Origin of the sequence: Dietzia timorensis, assembly GCF_001659785.1 — a bacterium.
GTDB lineage: Bacteria > Actinomycetota > Actinomycetes > Mycobacteriales > Mycobacteriaceae > Dietzia > Dietzia timorensis.
Genome location: NZ_CP015961.1, coordinates 1,578,780 through 1,600,236, shown reverse-complemented (window position 1 = coordinate 1,600,236; position 21,457 = coordinate 1,578,780). Strand labels below are relative to the sequence as shown.

Here is a 21,457-nt window from a genome sequence, read left to right as displayed (position 1 = left end):
CGCCGTCATGCGTGGAGGTACCAGTTGTGGTCGAGGGGTCCGCTCCCCTGGCCGACGTCGAGATCCAGCCCGCCGAGGAGCGCGCCGTCCATCCACGGCCGTACGCGCGCGTAGGCCTGCTGCCAGTCTTCGCTGATGACCCGCGCGGTGGCGAGGGCAGAGGACATCGAGCAACCCGTGCCATGGGTGTGGGGCGTCTCTACACGTGTAAAGGGAAGTTCGACGACGTCGAGCGCGCCCCCGCGGGTGTTGACGAGAATGTCGGCGTGGCTGGCGTCCTCGAGGTCGCCGGTCGTGGCGAGCACGGCGACGCCGAGCTCCTCGTGCGCCTTCGTCGCCTGACGGATGACGTCGTCGATCCCCGGCGCGGTGTCCTCCCCTACGAGGACGCCGAGTTCGGGGACGTTCGGGGTGACGATCGAGACACTCCGCGCAAGTTCGACGAGAGCAAGTGTCGCGTCGTCCGTGGACAGCTTCCCGCCGGTCGTAGCGACCATGACGGGGTCCATGACGACGATCGGCGGGCGCTCGGACTCGAGCCACGCAGACACGGTGCGCACCGTCTCGGCCTCGCCGAGCATGCCGATCTTCACCGCGTCGATGGCGACGTCCGCGGAGATCGACTCGAGCTGTGCGCGCAGCACCTCCACGGGCTGCGGGAACACACCCTGCACGCCGGTGGTGTTCTGGGCGGTGATCGAGGTGATCGCGCCCATGCCGTATCCGCCCATCGCGGAGATCGCCTTGAGGTCCGCGAACAGTCCCGCTCCGCCGGTGGGGTCGGTGCCCGCGATGGACAACACCCTAGGTACGGGCGCGGCGTCGGCGACTTCGGCGTTCGCGGGCTCAGCCACGAAGGACCGCCCCCAACGTGTCGCCCGCCGCGCGCACTGCCGAGTCGCGCATCTCGCTGGCTTCGTCCTCGGTGAGCGTGCGATCAGCGGCGCGGAAGCTCAGCGCGTACGCGAGGGACTTCTTTCCCTCTCCCACCTGCTCACCGGTGAAGACATCGAAAAGCTCGACACTCTCGCACAGCTCTCCCGCACCTACCGCGAGAGCGTCGCGCACGGCCGAGGACGGCACGTCCGCGTCGACGACGACGGCGACGTCCTGCAGCACCGCGGGGTACGCGGAGATCTCCGGCGCCGGGAGCACCTCACCCACGCCGAGCTCGGTGAGGTTGATCTCCATCGCGCTCGTGCGCTTCGGCAGCTCCAGGCGCTCGAGCACCGCCGGGTGCAGCTCGCCGGCGTGTCCGACGATGCGCTCGCCGCGCTCGTCCCGCACAATGATTTCCGCGCAGCGCCCAGGATGCCACGGCGCGTATTGCGCCGCGCGGATCTCGATGTCGACGCCGGCGCCCCGAGCAACCTCGCGCGCGGCCTCGACCGCGTCGAGGGCGTCCGCGTCGCGTCCCGCACCCCAGTGTCCGGCGGGTGCGCGCTCGCCGGAGTACAGAGTTGCCACGTGTAGCGGCTGGTACGGCAGCGAGCCGTTCAGTTCCTCGATCTCGGCGTTCGACGGCCGCTTGGTCACGTCGAATACCTCGATCCTGCGCGTATCGGAAGTGCGCCGGGTGACCTGCGAAATGGAGAACATCGACAGCGAGCGGCGACCGCGCGCGAGATTGCGGCGTGCGACGTCAACAAGGGGTGGCAGGAGGGTCGTCGCGAGATGTGCCTGCTCGGCATCGAGGGGGTTGAGCAGTTCCATGGTGTTGCGGCGCGGGTCGTCGGCGTCGAGGCCGAACGCGTCGAACACCGAGGGGTTGAGGAACGGGAACGCGATAACCTCGACGTGGCCCGTGTACGCGAGGGCATGCCCGATCGCGCGGCGGGAGCGCTGGGAGGCGGTGAGTCCGCGGCCCGACGGCGCCTGCGGCAGGATCGACGGGATCGATTCGAGCCCCTCGAGGCGCAGTACCTCCTCGACGAGGTCGGCGTTCATCCTCAGGTCGGTGCGCCAGGACGGCGGGGTCACCGAGAGCACTCCGTCGCCACCCGCAGCGACCTCACATCCGATCTGGCGCAGGCGCCGCTCGGACGTTCCGGCCGGATAGTCGACCCCGGCGACCTCGTCGGGGCGCACGGCCGGGAATTCGATCGTCGGCATCTCGGGGACGCCGCCGATGTCGGTGAGCGTCGGTTCGACGGTGCCGCCGGCGATCTCGGCGAGGAGCGTCGCCGCGCGGTCGAGCGCGGCGATGGTGATGCCGGGGTCGACCGACCGCTCGTAGCGCTTGCCCGCCTCGCTGGGCAGCTTGTGCCGGCGAATGGTGCGGAAGATGTGCAGCGGCTCCCACACCGCGGCTTCGAGCAGCACGTTCGTGGTGTCGTCGGACACCTCGGTGTCGGCTCCGCCCATGACGCCGGCGAGCGAGATCGGCCCGCGGGCGTCGCAGATCACGACGTCGCCGGAATCGAGCGTTCGGGTCTGATCGTCGAGGGTGACGAGCTTCTCGCCCGTACCGGCGAAGCGCACGTGCAGCCCGCCCTGCAGGGCGTCGGCGTCGAAGGCGTGCATCGGGTGGCCGAGCTCGAGCATCACGTAGTTCGTGACGTCGACGGCCGGCGAGATCGGGCGGATGCCCGAGGTGAGCAGCCGCTTGACCATCCACCACGGAGTGCGGGCGCGCGCGTCGATTCCGGTGACCTTGCGCGCGGCGAACCGCACCGTGTCGACGTCGTCGTCGATGCGGACGGGCCAGGCCTCCTCGGAGTCGCCGAGACCGAGCTCGCCGGCGGGCTCGGCGAAGTCGAGATCGAAGCCGCAGGCGAGTTCGCGTGCAAGGCCGCGCGCAGAGAAGCAGTAACCGCGGTCCGGGGTGATGTTGAGCTCGATGACGGTGTCGTCCAAACCGAGCATGTCCGCGGCGGACTCGCCCGGCTCGGCGGTCCCCTCGCGGAGGGTGATGATGCCGCTGTGGTCGTTGCCGATGCCGAGTTCCTTCGCCGAGGCGATCATCCCTGCACTCGGCTTCCCGTAGGTCACGCGCTCGCCGATCTCGAAGTTCCCGGGCAGCACGGTGCCCGGCAACGCGACCACCACGAGGTCGCCCTCGGCGAAATTGCGCGCGCCGCACACGATCTCCTGCGGCGCGTCGTTACCCACGTCGACGTGGCAGAAGCGGATCGGCTTCTTGAATCCCTCGAGCTCCTCGATCGACTGCACGCGCCCGATGACCAGTGGGCCGGTAATCTCCGGCAGCGCCTCGGGTTCGCCCTCGACCTCGAGCCCGACGGAGACGAATCCGGCGTCGAGCTCCGCTGGGCTCACTGACCAACCTTCGTTGGCTCGCTGCAGGATTTCCGTCAGCCAGGACTGTGCGATCTGCACGGTGGGTGCCCGCCTTTCGCTTCGGTGGGTGGATAGGAATCGGGTATGACGCCGGAGGCGCTAGGCGCGCACGCCGAACGGGAGCGAGAAGCGGACGTCGCCTTCGATAATGTCGCGCATGTCCGAAATGCCGTTGCGGAATTGCAGCGTGCGCTCGAGCCCCATGCCGAATGCAAAGCCCGAGTAGATCTCGGGGTCCACACCGCACGCGGTGAGCACGTTGGGGTTGACCATGCCGCAGCCACCCCATTCGACCCAGCCGGCGCCGCCCTTCTTGTTCGGGAACCAGACGTCGACCTCGGCGCTCGGTTCGGTGAATGGGAAGTAATTCGGTCGCATCCGGGTGCGCGAATCGGGGCCGAACATGGCGCGGGCTAGGTGGTCGAGCGTGCCGCGCAGGTGCGCAAGCGTCAGCCCCTTGTCGACCGCTAGTCCTTCGACCTGATTGAACACCGGGGTATGGGTCGAGTCGATCTCGTCGGTCCTGAACACCCGCCCAGGACAGGCGACGTAGATCGGCGGCTCATGATGGAGCATCGTGCGGATCTGCACCGGCGAGGTGTGGGTGCGAAGCACCTGACGGCTGTCCTCCGGTGCCACGTGGAAGGTGTCCTGCAATGTGCGGGCTGGGTGATCGGGAAGGAAGTTGAGCGCGTCGAAGTTGTAGTACTCGCTTTCGACTTCCGGCCCTTCCGCTATCTCCCATCCCATCGCGACGAATACGTCGGCCACCTGCTCGGAGATGATCGTCACCGGGTGCTGCGCGCCGCGCGGCGCACGCGCGGACGGCACCGTGAGGTCGAGGGTCTCGGCGACGAGTACGGCCGCGTCGCGTTCGGCAAGGAGGGTTTCGTTGCGCTCGTCGAATGCCTGCTGTGCGCGCCCGCGCGCGGCGTTAACGGCCTTTCCGGCGGCTGCCTTCTCTTCCTTCGGAAGGGAACCGAGCGACCGGCGGCTGAGAGCGATGGGGCTCTTGTCGCCGAGATGGGCGGACTTGGCTGCGGCGAGCTCTTCAAGGTCCCCGGCCGCCGCGAACGCCGCCGCCGCGGCCTCCGCGTGCGCGTTCAACGAGTCCTCGGACACCTCGATGTTCTCGGGCGCTCGATCACCTGCCACGGTCGTCCACTCCCTTTCGACGTTCCCCGCCCTCGCGCTTTTCGCCATGCGAAGACCCTAGATAGTGTCCCAGAGTAATGGATGAGGGGCAGCTATCCAGCAGGTGGATGTGCGATGGCGCTGGAGTGGAGGCAGATTGCCGCAGCGGTGGCGATGTTGAGGCTCTCGGCGCGGCCTCGCAACGGAATCCGCACCCGCGCATCCGCTGCGTCGCGCAACTCGGCAGCGACCCCGTGTGCCTCGTTGCCGAACACCCACGCGGTGGGCGCCGACAGCAACATCCGCCCCTCTTGCGAAGTGATGTCGATGTTCCCGTCGCCGGTGGCCACGAGCAGCGAGAGCCCGGCATCGGAGGCGCGCACTGCCACGTCGGCGACCTGGATGCCGCGCACGACGGGCATGTTGAACACGCTACCTGCCGAGGCGCGCACCGCCTTGGGGCCTTCCGGGTCCGCGGAGTCCGCGGTGAGCCACACCTGGTCGGCGCCCAGCGCGTCGGCGGCTCGGATCAGGGTTCCGACGTTGCCCGGTTCGGCCAGGGCCTGGCCGATCGCGACGATCCGAGGACGGGCGCCGGCGTCGATCTCCTCGGCGGGCACGGACGCGTCGTGCACGATGGACCGGCAGAGGGCGACGATCCCCGGTGGGGTCACGGTCGCCGACAGTCCCGACATCGCCCGCTCTGTGACGGCGGACAGCGTGATCCCTGCATGAGTGACCGCGCCGACGAGTGGGCCGTAGCGATCGAGCGCGTCCGGCGTCATAAATACTTCTCTTGTTACTCCTGCGCCGAGTGCAGCCTCGACGGAGTTGGCGCCCTCGGCGAGGAACGCTCCAGCCTTGCGGCGGGCGGCGGCGCGGTGGAGTTTGGATGCAGAAACGACCCGCGGAGTCCGTTCGGTGAACGGGTCCGCGGGTCGTCCGCTGGAGTTCGATGCCATGGGCATTCGACCTTCGTTACGCGTGTGGGCGCGTTACGCAGCCGGCGCGTTGACGTCGGAGGGAAGCGCCTTCTTGGCGGTCTCGACGAGCGCGGTGAACGCGGCCGGGTCCGACACGGCGATCTCGGCGAGGATCTTGCGGTCGACCTCGACACCGGCGGCCTTGAGGCCCTGGATGAAACGGTTGTAGGTCATGTCGTTGGAGCGCGCAGCGGCGTTGATGCGCTGGATCCACAGCTTGCGGAAGTCGCCCTTGCGCTGACGACGGTCGCGGTAGCTGTAGGTCATCGAGTGGAGCATCTGCTCCTTGGCCTTGCGGTACAGGCGCGAACGCTGACCGCGGTAGCCCTTGGTCGACTCGAGAACTGTACGACGCTTCTTCTGGGCGTTGACCGCCCGCTTTACACGTGCCACGGGTAATTCCTTTTCTTACGGGGCCGGCGCCTTTCGAGGCTGCACAGCCGGAATGTTCTTGAAGCGGCCGGTTCTTACTGGCCGAGAAGCTTGTTGATGCGAGGAGCGTCGGCGTCTGCGACTGCCGTGCGTCCGTCCAGGCGACGGGTGCGCTTGGTCGGCTTCTTCTCCATGATGTGGCGACGGTTGGCCTGCTGGCGGACGAGCTTGCCCTTACCGGTCTTACGGAAGCGCTTTGCGGTGCCCTTGTGGGTCTTCATCTTCGGCATTGGAAATCCTTTGACACTCTTGCTGGGCGCCCGCCACTGGTGCGGGCGCTTTCGGTTTGGGCGCGCTACTGCGCGTCGGACTCGGCCGTCTTGTTTCCGCTGTTGCCGCGGGACTTCGCGTCCTGCGCCTTCGCACGGGTCTTCTGACCGCGGTGCGGAGCGACGACCATGGTCATATTGCGACCGTCCTGCTTGGCGTTCGTCTCGACAAAGCCGTAATCGACGATGTCGTCGGCGAGACGCTGCAGAAGGCGGAATCCGAGCTCCGGACGCGACTGCTCGCGTCCGCGGAACATGATCGTGACCTTGACCTTCGAGCCCTTTTCGAGGAAACGGACGACGTTGCCCTTCTTGGTCTCGTAGTCGTGGTCGTCGATCTTCGGGCGAAGCTTCTGCTCCTTGACCACGGTTTGCTGCTGGTTCTTACGAGCCTCGCGCGCCTTCTGCGCTGCCTCGTACTGGAACTTGCCGTGGTCCATGATCTTGGCCACCGGGGGGCGTGCATTCGGTGCAACCTCGACTAGGTCGAGGTCAGCTTCGTAAGCCAGACGCAGGGCGTCTTCTACGCGAACAATTCCGACCTGTTCGCCTCCCGGACCCACAAGACGGACCTCGGGGACGCGGATTCGTTCGTTAATGCGGGCTTCGTTGCTGATGGGGCCTCCTCAGTAGTGCCAATTCACTGGTCGACGTAGCAAATGGCCCCGCACCCGCAGACGCTGCGCGGGGGATCCCGCACACACAAATGCGAAAGGCCCATCTGCGTAAAGATGGGCCTGCGTGCACCGCTGGACCACGCCCGATGGATTCGAGCGAGGTTGCGATGGACCACCAAGCTTCCGAGTGTACGGTGCCGGATGGTGGGAGCAGGCTCCACTTGCGTGAGTTGCACCCCAGGACAGGACGCACTCTTCTAGTCGTGGTGCAACACTAGCAAACGGTCAGCCTACAACCCAAACCGTTGCGCGCGTTGCCGCCTGCGTTTTCCCTGCGCGCCCGCGCGCGTGGCACAGTTGAGGCATGAGCGAAGGACGCGATCCCAATATCAATCTCGATGATCTGCTTGCGCACGGCGAGCACTCCGATGGCGAGCACGATGTCGACGTGTTCGAGCTTGCCGACGTTCCCGCGCAGGAGGTCATCCTCCGCTCGATCATGGTGCTCATGAGTGCAGCGGCGGAGAAGCTCGGCCTGTCTTCAGATGATCCCGCCTCAAGCCCCAACCTCGACCTAGACGAGGCTCGCCGGCTTATCGACGCTCTCGCCGGTCTCGTCGCCGGTTCGGCCGAGTACCTTGGCCCGCAGGCGAACAATATCCGCAATGGGCTCCAGGGCTTGCAGCACGCTTTCCGCGAATCCTCCGCGATCCCTGACGAGCCAGGACAGGGACCAGGCGAGAAGTTCACGGGCAAGGTGTACTAGACCCCGGCTATCGCGGCGCCCGGTCTTGGACCGGCGCCGCCGACTCCTCAGCGCAGTTTGCGCGCCTTCGAGCGCGCAGACTGGGCCTTTTTCTCCGTGGCAGGGGCCGCCTTCTTCGCCGCCGCCTTCTTCGCGGGCGTCTTGGCGACGGTAGTCTTTGCCGCCGACTTCTTCGCCGCCGACTTCCGCGCACCGGCCTTCTTCGCCGGAGCCGCCGCCCGTGAGGCATCCTCCTCGTAGACCTCGACCGGCACCGGGTGTGCTCCGGCGAAGATCTCCTTGAGGAACTGTCCGGTGTAACTCTCCGACACCTTCGCCAGCTGCTCGGGAGTTCCCTCGGCGACCAACGTTCCGCCACCGCTGCCGCCTTCGGGCCCCATGTCGATGACCCAGTCCGCGCACTTGATGACATCGAGGTTGTGTTCGATGACGAGGACGGTGTTGCCTTTGTCTACGAGCCCCTGCAGCACGCGCAGGAGTTTATTGATGTCCTCGAAATGGAGCCCCGTGGTCGGCTCGTCGAGGATATAGACGGTCTTACCCGTGGACCGCTTCTGTAATTCGGCTGCGAGCTTAACTCGCTGTGCCTCACCCCCGGATAGCGTTGTGGCAGGTTGCCCCAGACGAACGTAGCCAAGGCCGACCTCCGTCAACGTCTTGAGGTACCGGTGGATCGAGGTGATCGGCTCGAAGAAGTCCGCCGCCTCCTCGATCGGCATCTCGAGAACTTCGGAGATCGACTTCCCCTTGTAGTGGACCTCGAGGGTTTCCCGGTTATACCTGGCGCCGCCACACACCTCGCAGGGGACGTAGACGTCTGGCAGGAAGTTCATCTCGATCTTCAAGGTTCCGTCGCCATGGCATGCCTCGCAACGACCGCCCTTGACGTTGAACGAGAACCTGCCCGGCCCGTAGCCGCGCACCTTCGCCTCGTTGGTCGCCGCGAACAGGCCGCGAATCTTATCGAAGACACCTGTGTAGGTAGCCGGGTTGGACCGCGGCGAGCGTCCGATCGGCGACTGGTCAACCTGGACCAACTTGTCGAAATCGTCGACGCCGTCGATGCGGCGGTGACGCCCCGGCACCTGGCGCGCTCCGTTGAGCTGGTTACTCAGCGTGGTCGCGAGGATGTCGTTGACGAGAGAGGACTTCCCGGAGCCGGACACGCCTGTCACCGCGCAGAGCACGCCGCCCGGGAACCGCACATCGATATCGCGAAGGTTGTTTTCCCGCGCACCACGCACGTATAACGACCGCGGCTGGTTCGAGGCCCGACGGCGCTCAGGCAGCGGAATCGACTTGCGCCCGGCGACGTAATCGCCCGTGAGCGACTCGGAGTTCTTCATCAACTCCTTGTAGGTACCCGAATGCACGACCTTGCCGCCGTGCTCGCCCGCGAGCGGCCCGATGTCGACGATCCAGTCCGAGGCGCGGATCGTGTCCTCGTCGTGCTCGACGACGATGAGGGTATTGCCGAGGTTCCGCAGACGCTGGAGCGTATCGAGGAGCTTGCGGTTATCGCGCTGGTGGAGACCGATCGACGGCTCGTCGAGGACGTACAGCACGCCCGCGAGTCCGGAGCCGATCTGCGTCGCGAGACGAATGCGCTGCGCCTCACCGCCCGATAGAGACCCTGCGACACGGTCGAGCGAAAGATAATTGAGCCCGACGTCGAGAAGGAAGGTCAACCGCGCCTGGATCTCGCGGAGCACCTGCCCCGCGATCATCTCCTCACGCTTACCGAGCGTGAGCTTGTTGAGAAACGCCGAGCAGTCGGCGATGGACATCCGAGTCACGTCGGAGATCGATTTGTCTTCCCCCTCGGCGCCGGCGAGGGTGATCGCGAGGATCTCCGGTCGAAGCCGCGTACCGCCACAAGACGAGCACGGGATATTGCGCATATATCCCTCGTACCGCTCCTTCTGCGATTCGGAATCGGTCTGGGACAAACGGCGCTTGAGGAACGGCATGACGCCTTCGAACTTGGCGTCGTAGGAGCGCGAACGGCCGAAGCGGTTCTTGAAACTCACCCGCACCTTGATCGGCGCGCCGCCGAGAACGGCCTTGCGCACCTTTTCCGGCAGCTCGTTCCAGGGCGTGTCCATGGACACATCCATATGGTCCGCAAGTCCCTTCAGCAGATGCTGAAAATACGACTGGGACATCCCACCGGTCCATGGCGCGATCGCGCCGCCCGCGAGAGAACGCTCTGGGTCCGGCACGACCAGATCCGGATCGACCTCGAGCTGGGAGCCGAGCCCATCACACGTCGGGCACGCGCCATAGGGGCTATTGAAGGAGAAGGTGCGGGGCTCGATCTCGTCGATACCGATCGGATGACCATTCGGGCACGCCATGTTCTCGGAGAAGCTACGCACCCTGTTCGGATCATCATCCGGTAGGTCGACGAAGTCGGCGACGACGATGCCTTCTGCCAGGCGCAGCGCGGTCTCGATCGAGTCGGTGATGCGCTGCTTCGAAGAGGCCTTTACCGAGATCCGGTCGACGATGACGTCGATATCGTGCTTTTCCTGTTTCTTGAGCTTTGGCGGTTCGCTGAGCTGGATCCGCTCCCCGTCCACCATCGCGCGGGCGTAACCCTGGGAGGCGAGATCCTCAAAGAGATCGACGAACTCGCCCTTACGAGTACGAACGACGGGCGCGAGCACCTGGAACCGCGCGCCTTCCTCCATTTCGAGGATCTGGTCCACGATCTGCTGCGGCGTCTGCCGCGCGATGACTTCGCCGCACGTCGGGCAATGCGGAGTGCCGGCGCGGGCGTACAGGAGGCGGAGGTAGTCGTAGACCTCGGTAATCGTGCCAACAGTCGACCGCGGGTTTCGGTTGGTCGACTTCTGGTCGATGGACACCGCCGGCGAAAGCCCCTCGATGAAGTCCACGTCCGGCTTGTCCATCTGGCCGAGGAACATGCGGGCATACGCCGACAACGATTCGACGTAGCGGCGCTGCCCCTCGGCGAAGATCGTATCGAAGGCGAGGGAAGACTTTCCGGAACCGGACAGGCCCGTGAACACCACGAGAGAGTCCCTCGGGATGTCGATATCCACGCCCTTGAGGTTGTGCTCGCGGGCGCCGCGGACTACCAGCCGATCGATCAACTTCCACTCCTAAGTAATACGGCCCGCGGGAAACCTTCCCCGCGGTATGGGCGCCGATTTCACGCCGGTGCCCGCCGCAACTCGGCGAGCCCTCAAGGCACCCGTATGCAATTTACCCGCCGGGTCCGACAATTACGCGCGACGTCATACTCGGGGGTTTTTCCCTAGCGCCAGCGCGGTGAGCGCGGCGAGCTCCGAAACACGTTCTGGCGCTCTAATTCTCTATTCGGTGTCTGATGACAGCCGGGCCGGTATCTTGGTTGTATGAGCACCGACGACATCACCTTGCTCGACGAATACACCGGTCATCTCCCCGAGCGACTCACTGCGGCGCAGTTTTCCACCCCGAACGCGCTGGTGACAAAAATTTCGCTCGGCGACATGAACAATAACGCCTACCTCGTCGAGTGCAAGGACTCCGACAAGGTCCTCCTCATCGATGCGGCCAACGATCCCACCGAGCTCATCCGCTTCCTGCGTGGCTACAGGTCGATGCGCGGGCTGGTCGTGTTCACGACACACTCGCATGCCGATCACTGGCTGGCGCTGCGCGAGATCGTCACCGAATTCGACGCGAAGACGATGGCCCCCGCAGGCGACGCCGCGGACATCCACGTCCCCACCGACGAGGTGGTCCGCCACGGCGACTCCATCGCATGCGGGCGCATATCGCTTGAGGTGATCACCCTCCACGGGCACACCACCGAGGGCGCGGCGCTCGTTCTGGACGACGGCGGCGAGACCCACATCTTCACCGGCGATTCGCTTTTCCCGGGAGGTCCGGGCAAGACACCGACGCCCGAGGCATTCACCTCGCTCATGGACGACCTCGAATCGCGTATTTTCGCCAGGTATGACGACGGAGTCGCTTTCCACCCCGGCCATGGCGACGATTCCACGCTCGGGAACGAGCGGCCACACCTTGGCGAGTGGCGCGAACGCGGCTGGTAACTTTCGCTGGTGCCGTGATCGATGCGCCCGAAAAGGGCTCCGATCGCCCACCGATCCGCCCATGTCCAGCCGTTTCTGCACGACGTACGGTGGTACCACTACCGTGGAGTAAGTTCCCTACTATAGGAGATAACGAATGATTCGCTTTATCGCCCGACCGATGCTTGCTTCGGTATTCATCCTCGACGGCGTCTCCGTGCTGCGCAGCCCCGGCGAGCGTGCTGCGGCCACCGCGCCGGCCGTCAACCGCATCGCGAAGAACACCGAGAAGGCTGCGCCGTCCACCCCGGCCGGCGAGGCCGCAGCGGACAAGGCCGCCAAGGTCCAGTCGCAGGCCGACTCCACTTCGAAGAACGCCGTCCGTGCCCTCGCCGCGGTAAAGATCGGCGCGGGCGCGCTGTTCGCCATCGGCAAGGCGCCGCGCCTGTCGGCGACCGTGCTCGCGGCCGCGCACGCGCCGACGATGGTCGCGCGCTTCTCGGACACCCCCGGTGGAGCGCTGTCGGGCTCGGACACGAAGTTCGTCGGCCTCGCTACCGATGCCGCGCTCCTTGGTGGCCTCTTCCTCGCGGCCGAGGACACCCAGGGCAAGCCGGGTCTGCGCTGGCGCGCGCAGGCTGCTCGCGGAGAGGTTTCCGCGGCGCTGCCCGCCATCAAGGGCGAGGCTCGCTCGCTTCGCAGCGCGCTCGAGTCGACGGCCCAGTCCATCGGCTCGGATGCCCGTAGCTTCGCCGGCACAGTCGGCGACCAGTCGCACAATGCCTCGCAGGCGTTGTCGAACGTGACCGAGAACGTCGGCGAAAATCTTCCCGATAACGCAAAGGTGTGGAGCGAGAAGGCCACGACTGCGGCCACCTCCCTCGCGCATAAGGCGTCCGATGCCGGGCAGAACCTGTCCGAGCGCGTGCAGAACGCCGACACCGGCGCGCTCCTCGACAACGCCCGCACGCGCCTTTCCGAGGTGGATGTCAAGGGCCAGTCGGAGAAGCTGCGCGCGAACGCGACCCCGCTGCTCGATTCGGCACGCAGCTCTGCGCTCAACCTCCGCTCGGAGGCCGAGACCCGCGGCAAGGCGCTTCGTGAAGAAGCCGCCAAGCGCGCGAAGGAGGCCGAGAAGTCGGGCAAGAAGTACCGCAAGCAGGCTCAGAAGCGTGCGGACAAGGCGAAGAAGCGCGCCCAGAAGGCCGCAAAGAAGGCCGGTAAGTAAGGCCCGAGCGCACCAGCGCTTCCGACCGTCCCATCCGGCCCGCCGGGTGGGACGGTCTTTTTTCGTCGGTGTGAGAACGATCTCCCCGTTCCCTGGACAGGACCGGGAATGTTTCTTCGCCGCGACGAGTTGAATTACCGGAAGGGCCACGATGTCCGCTGTCGAAGCGCGCGAACACGTAGGCTGGATCGTCACGTCCACGTCGGATGTCGAGGAGGCGCAACACACTTTGACTCACCCGGACCTGCCCAGCGAGCAGAACTATATGGAGCGCCTCTACGACCGCCTGGAGGACCTCAAGTCGACGGCGAGGCGCCGTCTCGACGAGGCACATTCCGCCGGCGGCGGGACGCCTCAGGCCCGCTCGGAGCGAGAGTCCTACATTCGCCTCTATACCCAGGAGCTCGCGACTTACCGCGCCGCGAATATGGGTTTGTGCTTCGGTCGGCTCGACGCGACCGATGGATCGACGAACTATGTGGGCCGCGTCGGCCTCCGGGATGACGATGCAGAGCTCACCCCGCTCTTGCTCGATTGGCGCTCGGATCTCTCGCGTCCGTTCTACCTCGCGACGGCGGCCCGCCCGGAGGGCATCGAGCGGCGGCGTCATATCCGATCCCACGGCCGCAAAGTCGTCGAAATCAACGACGAATACCTCGATGCCGACCTGGCCGCGCGCTCCGGAGCGAAGGAGCTCGACACGGCGGACGTAGCAGGGGAAGGGGCGCTGCTCGAGGCGCTGGACAGGGCACGCACCGGCCACATGACGGACGTCGTCGCCACGATCCAGCGCGAACAGGACGAGATCATTCGCAACCAGCACCGTGGCGTCATCGTGGTGCAGGGCGGTCCCGGAACGGGCAAGACCGCCGTCGCGCTCCACCGCGCCGCGTACCTGCTCTACACGTTCCGCGAAAAGCTCGACCGCAGCGGCGTGCTCATACTGGGGCCGAACTCGACGTTCCTCGACTACATCGCACGTGTCCTGCCGTCCCTCGGTGAGTCCGGAGTGGTCCTCCGCACCATCGGTGACCTGTATCCGGGTATCGAGGCCGTCGGCTCCGAGCACGAACACGCAGAGGAGGTCAAGGGGTCCGAGGACATGGTCGAGATCCTCAAACGTGCCGTCAAAAACCGGCAGTCCTCCCCCAGCCAGCGAACCAAGATCTCGGTCGACGGAGTCTCCCTCGAAATCACTCCCGCGATGGTCCGCAAGGCCCGTGGACGTGCACGGATGTCGCGTAAGCCGCACAACAGGGCTCGTCCGGCGTTTGTCGACGTTCTACTCGATCAGCTCACCGACGTGTACGCGGACGTCGTTGGACGGCCCCTTCACGTGACGGCGGGCGACGCGGAATCCGTGGCCCGCGAGGCCGCGCTGTTTTCCGACCCGGACTTCGACGCGGCAGTCGATTCCGGGCTCGTCGACGTTGTCGCCGAGGGCGGACAGGTCGCCCGGATCGACGAGGGCGGGCCCGAGGCGCTTGAACGCAATCTCCTCACCGCCGATGATCTCGCGAACGTCCGCAACGAACTGGAAGATCACGACGAACTTGCCGAATTGATCGATCAGTGGTGGCCGATTCTCGCACCCGAGGACGTCCTGGCGGACCTACTGTCCTCCCGCGAGTCGATCGCCTCGGCGGCCTCGGATTACGTCGAGGAGGATCAGCAGGCGCTGTTCCGCGCCGACGGGCATTCTTTTACTCCTGCCGATGTTCCCCTCATCGACGAACTGGCGGAGATCCTCGGTGTCGATTCCGAGGCTGAACGCGAGGAAGAGGAACGGGCCTGGCAGGAACAGTTGCGGCAGGCCGAGGAAGCGCTGGAGATCCTCCAGGGCTCGGCGAACATGGAGTTCGAGGACACCGATTCGGAGATTCTCGCCGCGTACGACATCGTCGACGCCGAGGCGCTGGCGCGACGAAATCGTGCCGATTCGGACCTCACGGTGGCAGAGCGCGCCGCGGCGGATCGGACCTGGGCATTCGGTCACGTCATCGTCGACGAAGCCCAGGAGTTGTCCCCGATGGCGTGGCGCATGGTCATGCGTCGCTCGCCGAACAGGTGGATGACTCTCGTCGGCGATATCGCGCAGACGTCCAATCCCGCCGGCGTCGACACGTGGGGGCAGGCGCTGTCACCATATGTAGAGGATCGTTGGCAGCTGTGTGAGCTCACGGTGAATTACCGCACCCCGGCGACGATCACCGCCGTCGCGGACAATCTGCTTCGGTCGATTAACGAAACGATCTCCTCGCCGCGCCCGGTCCGCGAGGGTCGGTATCCGGTGGGCTGGCACGATGTCGAGCTTGAAGATTCGGACGCGGTCGATGCGACGTTGATGTCCATTCTTTCGTCCTTGGAGCAGGGCCGAAGCACTGCGATCGTCGCGACGGCACAGCGATGCGCCCAGCTCTCACGGCTACCCGAGTTGAATTCCATACTTTCTGCCTCTACAGAAGAAGCAGGGCTGATTCAGGTCGAAGATGTCCGCAGGGTCAAGGGCTTGGAGTTCGACCACGTCGTCGTGGTGGGTCCCGACGAGATCACCGGTGGATCGATCCAAGGCATGCAGGATTTGTACGTCGCTCTTACGCGTGCCACGCAACAGCTGCACATCGTCTTTGACGGCGTGGTCCCTGTAGAGCTTGCCGCGAATGGCTAGCGGGTTTCTGCTCTCTCGGCGGCGGCCGTCTTATAGGCTCCCTGGTGTGGAATCTGTATCGGCAACCTTCGGCCCAGGTCGACGGCTCACCTCGATCCGGGCGCTCGCGAGTTTTGCACTACTGGCCGTGGGCGTCGCACTGTCGGGTTGTGGGGGCGACGAGAGCGCCCCTGCTCCCCCGTCGATTTCCGCGTCCGCCTCCTCGGGAAGTGCCGCTTCGCCATCGACGGAACGCGAACGTACTTCTCATCGCGAGGGATTCGATGATGCACTCGCGCAGGCGGGCTTGGGAGATCTCCCGGCGCCCGTTTCAGATACATTGGCGACCTTGGCATCAAATGTCTGCGCCGCCGGCGGCGGCGAGTCTCAAAAGTCGGATCGTATCGAGGAAATTTTGCCTGTCGCAGAGTCCGTGGCGTCGCTGGTTCCAGACACCGATGCCAGGCAGGTCGCGGACACAGTCTATGACGCCGGGCTGGAAAACTTCTGTTGAAATTGCAGTTCCCGTCGCCGGATCGGCGCGGGGTCCGCCTAAAACGAAACTGCTCCGCTTGCGGTCCCCTATGTCGTGTGGACGATGAGCACGTCGCAGTCGGCACGACGGGCAGTGTCGCCGGGGACGGACCCCCATATGCGGCTGGCGAAGGAGTTCATCCCCCGGTTTCCGACAATGAGTAGGTCGATACCTTGCGTCTTTGTCAGCTTGATGAGCGAGTCGACCGGACCGCCCTCGATAGTCTTGGTGGTGACCCGGTCGGCTGGGACGCCGGCGGCGACAGCCCGCTCCCGAGCTGCGCGAACAATGTCAACAGCGGGATTATCACCTTGGATCTGGTAGGCATCAGAGCCGAGTTCGTCGGCCGCCGCAGCACTGGCACGGGATTCGAGCGGGGTGTATGCGCAACCGATGAGAAGTTCGGCGTTATGCGCCTCGGCGACTTCGGCGGCCTTTGTCACAGCCTTGAGCGATGTCTCCGATCCATCGGTCCCGACAAGCACCTTGGAGTACGTGGCCATGGACGAACCCTTTCTTTCGGTCAATTCGCACCCATTGTAATAGCTCTATGGGCTAAACAAGCACAACAATTCAGCCAATTCTAGGGCAGTAAGGTCGGCTGCGTCGCGAAATGGCGAGCTCGGCGATTATTCGAGGCCCGCGTCCTTCATTCCGCGAAGTTCCTTCTTCAAATCGGCAATTTCGTCGCGCAACCGACCCGCGAGTTCGAACTTCAGCTCGCCGGCAGCGGATTTCATCTGCGCCGTGAGCTCGCCGATGAGCTTTTCGAGGTCCTTGGCAGGCATATCCTTGGGACGCTCGAATTCACCGATCATCGTCGCGTCGCCCGACACGCTCTCGCCTGTCGAGTCCTGCGAATCCGCTTCCTCGTACACAAGGTCGAGAATGTCGTTGATGCTCTTTCGAAGCGGCTGAGGGTCCAGGCCATGCTCCTCGTTGTAAGCGACCTGTTTCTCTCTACGTCGTTCCGTCTCCTCGATCGCCGACTGCATCGAATCGGTGATCCGATCCGCGTACATGTGCACCTCGCCCGAGACGTTTCGCGCCGCGCGCCCGATGGTCTGGATCAACGATGTAGTCGAACGAAGGAATCCTTCCTTGTCCGCGTCGAGGATCGCCACCAGCGACACTTCGGGCAGGTCGAGTCCCTCACGAAGGAGGTTGATGCCGACGAGCACATCGAAGTCTCCGCGCCGAAGCTGGCGGAGAAGTTCGACGCGTTGCAGCGTGTCGACCTCGGAATGCAGATACCTCACACGGATATCGAGTTCGACGAGATAGTCGGTGAGGTCCTCAGCCATCTTTTTCGTCAGCGTGGTGACGAGTACGCGCTCATCCTTTTCCGCGCGTTCCCGGATCGACGTGATGAGGTCATCGATCTGCCCATGTGTGGGTTTGACCACTACCTTCGGATCCACGAGACCTGTCGGGCGGATGACCTGCTCGACGAATTCGCCTCCGGCCTCCGCCAATTCGAAGGTTCCCGGAGTCGCCGATAGATACACGGTCTGGCCGACCCTCTCGCGGAATTCCTCGAACGTCAATGGCCGGTTATCGAGGGCCGACGGTAGCCGGAAACCGAAATCGACGAGGTTTCTCTTGCGCGACATGTCCCCCTCGAACATCGCGCCGATCTGAGGCACGGTCACGTGCGACTCGTCGATGATGGTGAGAAAGTCCTCCGGGAAATAATCGAGCAGCGAGGCCGGCGCACTTCCCGCCGGGCGTCCGTCGATATGGCGGGAATAGTTCTCGATTCCCGAGCAGAACCCGACTTGCTGAATCATTTCCAAATCGTAGGTGGTCCTCATACGCAGGCGCTGCGCCTCGAGGAGCTTCCCCTGCTTCTCGAGTTCGGCCAGGCGCGTCTCCAGCTCCGCTTCGATGTTGGCAACAGCCTTAGCCATACGTTCGGGACCTGCGACATAGTGAGTAGCCGGGAAGATGCGTAGGTCTTCGACCGAGCGAATCGTATTACCCGTGAGCGGGTGGATGTAATGGAGCGAATCGATTTCATCACCGAAAAACTCGATTCGGATAGCGAGTTCCTCGTATGTCGGGATGATGTCCACGGTGTCGCCCTTCACTCGGAAAGTTCCACGAGTCATGGCCATGTCATTGCGGGAATACTGGACATCGACAAGAAGCCTCAGGAAGTCGTCCCGATCGATTTCCTGGCCGACATGGAGCGGCACCGATCGGTCAAGATACGACTGCGGGGTGCCGAGACCGTAGATACAGGACACGGAAGAAACGACGACGACGTCGCGCCGAGACAGCAGTGAGGACGTTGCCGCATGCCGCAGGCGTTCGACGTCGTCATTGATCGACGAGTCCTTTTCGATATAGGTATCGGTCTGCGCTATGTACGCCTCTGGCTGGTAGTAGTCGTAATACGATACGAAGTACTCGACCGCGTTGTGCGGGAGCATCTCACGAAGTTCGTTGGCCAATTGCGCCGCAAGAGTCTTGTTGGGCGCCATTACGAGCGTCGGGCGTTGCAGCTTTTCGATCAGCCAAGCCGAAGTGGCGGACTTACCGGTACCTGTCGCACCCAACAGGACGACATCGCGTTGCCCTTCCCGTACGCGCCTTTCCAGATCTGCGATCGCCGTAGGCTGATCGCCCGACGGCGAGTACGGACTCTCCACCTCGAACGGCGCACTCGACCTTTCGATCTCTCCGATCGGGCGGAACTCTGACTGCACCGTGTAGGGGTCATTGTCGTCGGGGATCTCCGTTGCAAACGCCATGCGTCCATCGTACGAGGTAAGGCCGACAGAAACGCCTGTGGCGCATGGGACTCGACTGTGATGAATCGCTTGGGGTAATCGCGATCCTTCTCCAATTCTTCACTTAGAAGGTGCTGAAATTCCGGGATTGGACAACTAAGCTTGCCGAATGAATACCCACGCCCAGACGCGCTAGGAATGCACATGCCGGCCATGCCCCGCCTCGTCCGGAGGGTCTCTTCCCTCGCCCTCGCCGCAGTCACCGCTACCGCCGCTGTGACCATCCTGAGCATCTCCACCGACTCTGTACCGAACGCACAGGCAGACCCCTGCCAGGGACTCGGAGACGGCAGCGTCGGAACGATGGGAACTCCGGGCGAGCTCGTCATGGGAGGCGTCTACCGGGCGGCGAGCCAGGCTGGCATCCTCAATAACGTGGCCGACGCCATCGTCGGTAACTCTATTCCGTGGTTCAACACCCTCGGTGGGCACATGCCCAAACTCACCGGTCGCACCGACTCCGTCGAGCTAGTCACGGGTAGGACGAGTCCGAATAAGACCGCCGACCGATTCGGCATCACGGGCACCGACCTCGGGATCATGTGGGATAACGGCAACGGCGAAGTTCTCATGGCCGTCGGCGACACCATGGGCAATTGCATCGGCGACTCGCAGTGGCGTTCAAATGTCCTCTTCCGTTCCAAGGACGGAATTCTTGAGGACGGGATGAACCTCGACAATGCACCGATGGAGTCGCCAGGCCTGGCGAAGTCCATCATCCCGCGCTCCGGCATCCCCGGCGCGGAACGCACGGTCATCCCCACCGCAGGCATCTCCGTGGCGGGTAAGCAGTACCTGCGCTATATGTCGGTGATCGACTGGGGCCAACCCGGGCACTGGGAGACCAACTACTCCTCGCTCGCGATTTCCGGCGACAATGGCGAAAACTGGAATCAGCTGCCCTGGACATGGCGGGTCACAGGACAGAACCGACTCCCTGTGGGACCTGCAAACTTCTTCCAGCATGACGTCGAGGTGCCGCAGCCCGGCCAGGACGCCCCGCGCAAGGAGCGCCGCAATGACCCGCCGCCGCGCATGGACAACGGCCAGATGAGTGCCTTCGTCAAGGACGGCGACTTCGCTTACGAGTTCCTCACGCCGTCGGGTCGTCAGGGCGATGCCCGCGTCGGCCGGGTGCGTATCCGCAACGAACAGGGCCAGGAGTACTGGCAGGACTTCGAGAACCCCACGAAGTACGAGTACTGGGATGCAGGCAAGCGCGAGTGGACCGGCGACTTCAACCGCGCGTCGCCGGTCATCCCGGCTCCCGTGTCGGAGCTGTCCGTCGCCTACAACGAGTACCTCGGCCGCTACATCGCGCTTTACACCAACGGCGACAACAACATCGTCATGCGGCAGGCGGACAGTCCAGTGGGCCCTTGGTCGGGTGAGGACATTCTCCTGTCGTCTAAGAGCCTTCCCTCGATCTACGGCGCCTACGTTCATCCGTGGTCGCTCAACGGCCGCGACATGTACTTCACCGTTTCGACGTGGGATGCGTACAACGTTTTCCTCATGAAGACGAATCTCGACTTCGTGCGCCGCGGCGAGATCACGCCCGAGAATCGCCCCGATCCGGCGACGACGGGTGAGGTGCAGGAGCTCGGGCGCACCCCGATCCCCGGGTTCTAGCGGAGGCGACGGGAAAGCCTATCGGACGTCCTGGTTCGCGCACGCCGCCGCGACCTGCTGTCCATCCGATTCGGACATCCTGATTCTCACCGCCAGTGGCCTGACGGGATCGACCCAGCGGAGCACGTACTCTCCGCCGTCATCGGCGACATACCCCGCCTCTATGAGGCGCGCCCGGATGGTCTCGGCATCATCGACGCCAGCGGGCTCGATGTCTATTTCAATGAGATCAACCGCTGGCCCATCTGTAGCCGTGGGACCAACGTGGGTGATGTTTTCGCTCACATCGCCGATCCGATGCTGCAGGCGGGCGATCTCACGGCGAGCCTCATCGGCCCATTCAGGTCGGTAGTCGACGACGGTCTCACCGGGCAACACCGGGTGGCGATGTTCCAGATTGTTGGCCATGACAACCAGACGCCGGTCCCAGACCTTTCGGACCTGTTCTAGGAGCGCCAACTCCGAGCCCGAATTGTCGAGCAAGATATCGGCCGATGCGTGCCGTTGCTCGTCCGTCGCCTGCTTGGCGATCCTCCCACGCGCATCGGCCTCGGTGAGCCCCCGGAGCTCGACGAGGCGCTGCAGCCTGAGCTCCTCGGGGGTGTCGACGACGAGGACGAGGTGGTAGCCGGGTTCCATGCCACCTTCGATGAGGAGCGGAACATCGTGGACAACGATGGCGTCCTGAGGCGCCTGGGCGAATCGCTCGACAGTACGCTCGCCGATGAGCGGGTGCGTAATCGAGTTGAGCGCCGCCGTGCGCTCCTGGCTGACGAAAGCGCGTTCGGCCAACGCGGCGCGATCCAGCGTGCCGTCGGCACCGATGATCTCCTCGCCGAATTCGGCGGCGAGCATGTCCAGGCCGGGAGTTCCCGGGGCGACGACCTCGCGCGCAATCTTGTCGGCGTCGATGATTTCGGCGCCGAGTCGAGCGAGTTCCGCGGACACGGTCGACTTGCCCGCGCCGATTCCGCCGGTCAATCCAAGTATCAACACGTGGTTCAGCTTAGAAGATCGAGGGTGTCAGCGGGAGGGGGCCATGCCATTTCGCCCGGACGCGTGCAAATACACCG

Annotated in this window: 17 protein-coding genes; 6 read left to right on the top strand and 11 right to left on the bottom strand. The window is 64.5% G+C overall.

Annotation, left to right across the window (positions count from 1 at the left end):
* Positions 1-5: 5 nt before the first annotated feature.
* From thiD to infC, 7 genes are all read right to left on the bottom strand, one after another.
* Complete coding sequence (gene thiD, locus BJL86_RS07330) at positions 6-854, bottom strand: bifunctional hydroxymethylpyrimidine kinase/phosphomethylpyrimidine kinase (protein WP_067472945.1); 849 nt, start codon at positions 852-854, stop codon at positions 6-8.
* On the bottom strand, positions 847-3,336 hold the full coding sequence (gene pheT / locus BJL86_RS07325; RefSeq protein WP_067472948.1) for a phenylalanine--tRNA ligase subunit beta: 2,490 nt from the start codon (positions 3,334-3,336) through the stop codon (positions 847-849). The genes thiD and pheT overlap by 8 nt, the downstream gene beginning before the upstream one ends.
* A 60-nt stretch (positions 3,337-3,396) precedes the next feature.
* Complete coding sequence (gene pheS, locus BJL86_RS07320) at positions 3,397-4,452, bottom strand: phenylalanine--tRNA ligase subunit alpha (protein ID WP_067472951.1); 1,056 nt, start codon at positions 4,450-4,452, stop codon at positions 3,397-3,399.
* A 92-nt stretch (positions 4,453-4,544) separates the two neighbouring features.
* Positions 4,545-5,393, bottom strand: coding sequence for a TrmH family RNA methyltransferase (locus BJL86_RS07315; protein ID WP_067472953.1), 849 nt, complete (start codon positions 5,391-5,393; stop codon positions 4,545-4,547).
* Between the two features lie 33 nt (positions 5,394-5,426).
* Positions 5,427-5,807, bottom strand: coding sequence for a 50S ribosomal protein L20 (gene rplT, locus BJL86_RS07310; protein WP_067472956.1), 381 nt, complete (start codon positions 5,805-5,807; stop codon positions 5,427-5,429).
* A 74-nt stretch (positions 5,808-5,881) separates the two neighbouring features.
* Complete coding sequence (rpmI, locus tag BJL86_RS07305) at positions 5,882-6,076, bottom strand: 50S ribosomal protein L35 (RefSeq protein WP_067472959.1); 195 nt, start codon at positions 6,074-6,076, stop codon at positions 5,882-5,884.
* 65 nt (positions 6,077-6,141) lie between these two features.
* Positions 6,142-6,732 carry a translation initiation factor IF-3 gene (gene infC, locus BJL86_RS07300; protein WP_067472962.1) on the bottom strand — a complete coding sequence of 197 codons (591 nt, stop codon included), beginning with the start codon at positions 6,730-6,732 and terminating at the stop codon, positions 6,142-6,144.
* A gap of 364 nt (positions 6,733-7,096) precedes the next feature.
* Here infC and BJL86_RS07295 point away from each other — a divergent pair, with 364 nt between their 5' ends.
* Positions 7,097-7,498: a DUF1844 domain-containing protein gene (locus tag BJL86_RS07295; RefSeq protein ID WP_067472965.1), complete on the top strand. Its 402-nt coding sequence runs from the start codon at positions 7,097-7,099 to the stop codon at positions 7,496-7,498.
* A 47-nt stretch (positions 7,499-7,545) separates the two neighbouring features.
* On the opposite strand, the gene uvrA is transcribed toward BJL86_RS07295, so the two are convergent.
* Positions 7,546-10,617: an excinuclease ABC subunit UvrA gene (uvrA, locus tag BJL86_RS07290; RefSeq protein WP_067472967.1), complete on the bottom strand. Its 3,072-nt coding sequence runs from the start codon at positions 10,615-10,617 to the stop codon at positions 7,546-7,548.
* A gap of 264 nt (positions 10,618-10,881) precedes the next feature.
* On the opposite strand from uvrA, the gene BJL86_RS07285 reads away from it, so the two are divergent.
* From BJL86_RS07285 to BJL86_RS17110, 4 genes are all read left to right on the top strand, one after another.
* Positions 10,882-11,568, top strand: a complete 687-nt coding sequence (locus BJL86_RS07285) for an MBL fold metallo-hydrolase (protein ID WP_067472970.1) — start codon at positions 10,882-10,884, stop codon at positions 11,566-11,568.
* Between the two features lie 136 nt (positions 11,569-11,704).
* Positions 11,705-12,775, top strand: a complete 1,071-nt coding sequence (locus BJL86_RS07280) for a DoxX family membrane protein (RefSeq protein WP_067472972.1) — start codon at positions 11,705-11,707, stop codon at positions 12,773-12,775.
* 151 nt (positions 12,776-12,926) lie between these two features.
* Positions 12,927-15,443, top strand: a complete 2,517-nt coding sequence (locus tag BJL86_RS07275; protein ID WP_156515246.1) for a HelD family protein — start codon at positions 12,927-12,929, stop codon at positions 15,441-15,443.
* Positions 15,444-15,771: 328 nt separating this feature from the next.
* Entirely contained in the window at positions 15,772-15,936 is a 165-nt protein-coding gene (locus tag BJL86_RS17110; protein WP_156515247.1) for a hypothetical protein, read from the top strand.
* Positions 15,937-16,004: 68 nt separating this feature from the next.
* Here the strand turns inward: BJL86_RS17110 and BJL86_RS07270 are convergent, their stop codons facing one another.
* Together BJL86_RS07270 and uvrB are read right to left on the bottom strand one after the other, a co-directional pair.
* Positions 16,005-16,460, bottom strand: coding sequence for a universal stress protein (locus BJL86_RS07270; protein WP_067472975.1), 456 nt, complete (start codon positions 16,458-16,460; stop codon positions 16,005-16,007).
* Positions 16,461-16,586: 126 nt separating this feature from the next.
* Positions 16,587-18,713, bottom strand: a complete 2,127-nt coding sequence (gene uvrB / locus BJL86_RS07265; RefSeq protein WP_067472977.1) for an excinuclease ABC subunit UvrB — start codon at positions 18,711-18,713, stop codon at positions 16,587-16,589.
* A 183-nt stretch (positions 18,714-18,896) separates the two neighbouring features.
* Between uvrB and BJL86_RS07260 the strand changes: the two genes are divergently transcribed.
* Positions 18,897-20,384, top strand: coding sequence for a DUF4185 domain-containing protein (locus BJL86_RS07260; RefSeq protein ID WP_231887158.1), 1,488 nt, complete (start codon positions 18,897-18,899; stop codon positions 20,382-20,384).
* 18 nt (positions 20,385-20,402) lie between these two features.
* Here BJL86_RS07260 and coaE read toward each other — a convergent pair whose 3' ends face one another.
* A complete protein-coding gene (gene coaE, locus BJL86_RS07255; protein WP_075844898.1) occupies positions 20,403-21,380 on the bottom strand; it encodes a dephospho-CoA kinase in 978 nt (325 codons plus the stop codon).
* Positions 21,381-21,457 lie beyond the last annotated feature (77 nt).

Excerpts from the sequence above, each read along its gene's own strand:
- BJL86_RS07260 (WP_231887158.1), top strand. The coding sequence starts at position 18,897 with ATGCCGGCCATGCCCCGCCTCGTCCGGAGGGTCTCTTCCCTCGCCCTC.
- uvrB (WP_067472977.1), bottom strand. The coding sequence starts at position 18,713 with ATGGCGTTTGCAACGGAGATCCCCGACGACAATGACCCCTACACGGTG.
- rpmI (WP_067472959.1), bottom strand. The coding sequence starts at position 6,076 with ATGCCGAAGATGAAGACCCACAAGGGCACCGCAAAGCGCTTCCGTAAG.
- BJL86_RS07295 (WP_067472965.1), top strand. The coding sequence starts at position 7,097 with ATGAGCGAAGGACGCGATCCCAATATCAATCTCGATGATCTGCTTGCG.
- BJL86_RS07275 (WP_156515246.1), top strand. The coding sequence starts at position 12,927 with ATGTCCGCTGTCGAAGCGCGCGAACACGTAGGCTGGATCGTCACGTCC.
- BJL86_RS07280 (WP_067472972.1), top strand. The coding sequence starts at position 11,705 with ATGATTCGCTTTATCGCCCGACCGATGCTTGCTTCGGTATTCATCCTC.
- BJL86_RS07315 (WP_067472953.1), bottom strand. The coding sequence starts at position 5,393 with ATGGCATCGAACTCCAGCGGACGACCCGCGGACCCGTTCACCGAACGG.
- BJL86_RS07285 (WP_067472970.1), top strand. The coding sequence starts at position 10,882 with ATGAGCACCGACGACATCACCTTGCTCGACGAATACACCGGTCATCTC.
- BJL86_RS07270 (WP_067472975.1), bottom strand. The coding sequence starts at position 16,460 with ATGGCCACGTACTCCAAGGTGCTTGTCGGGACCGATGGATCGGAGACA.